General features: G+C 76.8%; 1 protein-coding gene. It reads left to right on the top strand.

Annotation, left to right across the window (positions count from 1 at the left end; genetic code table 11):
* Positions 1-92 precede the first annotated feature (92 nt).
* Complete coding sequence (locus MCBG_RS05250; RefSeq protein WP_043330170.1) at positions 93-1,013, top strand: diacylglycerol kinase family protein; 921 nt, start codon at positions 93-95, stop codon at positions 1,011-1,013.
* Positions 1,014-1,051 lie beyond the last annotated feature (38 nt).

Below are 1,051 nucleotides of genomic sequence, written 5' to 3'. Positions count from 1 at the left end.
ACCCCCTGCCGGGCGCCGTCGGCGTGTGCCTTTCCGTTCGCGGCTGACCTGGCTCTGGTGGGCCGCGCGAGCCGTGCCGTACGGTGCTCGCCGTGACCGCGCACGATCGTGTCCCGCCCGGCCCCGTCGCCGTGCTCGCCAACCCGACCGCCGGCCGGGGGCGGCACCGCGGTCTGCTGCCCGGGATCCTGGAGCGCCTCGCCGGAGCGGGCCGCCCGGTCGAGCTGCTGCGCGCGCGTACCCCCGAGGAGGCGGAGGCGGCGTGCCACGCCGCGGTCGCCGGCGGCGCCGGGGCGCTCGTCGCGGTGGGCGGCGACGGCACGATGCACCGCGCGTTGCAGGCGGTCGCCGGCACCGATGTGCCGTTCGGGCCGGTACCGGCGGGCACCGGCAACGACTTCGCGGTGGACACCGGCTTCCCGGCCGACCCGGTGGCCGCGGTCGAGGTGATCGCCGACGCGCTCGCCGCCGGCCGTGCCCGGTCGGTGGACCTGGCGCGGCTGTCCCGGCGCGGCGAGGCCGACCGCTGGTTCGGCGCGGTGCTCGCGGCGGGCTTCGACGCGATCGTCAACGAACGCGCCAACCGGATGCGCTGGCCGCGCGGCCCGCGCCGGTACGACCTGGCGATAGTGGTCGAGCTGGCCCGGCTGCGGCCACGCCGCTACCGGCTGGTTCTCGACGGGGTGGCGCAGGAGGTCGACGCGGTGCTGGTCGCGGTGGGAAACACGGCCAGCTACGGCGGCGGCATGCGGATCTGCCCGGACGCCGACCCGCACGACGGCCTGCTGGACGTGGTGGTGGGCGGGCGGTTCGACAGGCGCACGCTGATGCGGGTCAAGCCGCAGATCTACCGGGGCACCCCATGTCACGCACCCGCTGGCGCGCGTCTACCGGGCGCGGTTTTGTTTTATCTGGCCGCCGAGGGCATCACCTCGTACGCCGACGGGGAACGCTCCCTCGACCTGCCGGTGACCGTCACGGCCGTGCCGGCGGCGCTGCGGCTGCTGCGCTGACCGCCGCCACGCCCTCGGCGTCCGGTGGGCCGGGAACG

The sequence above is a fragment of the Micromonospora sp. M42 genome (assembly GCF_000568915.1).
Taxonomy (GTDB): domain Bacteria; phylum Actinomycetota; class Actinomycetes; order Mycobacteriales; family Micromonosporaceae; genus Micromonospora; species Micromonospora chalcea.
This window is presented reverse-complemented; position numbering and strand designations above follow the sequence as displayed.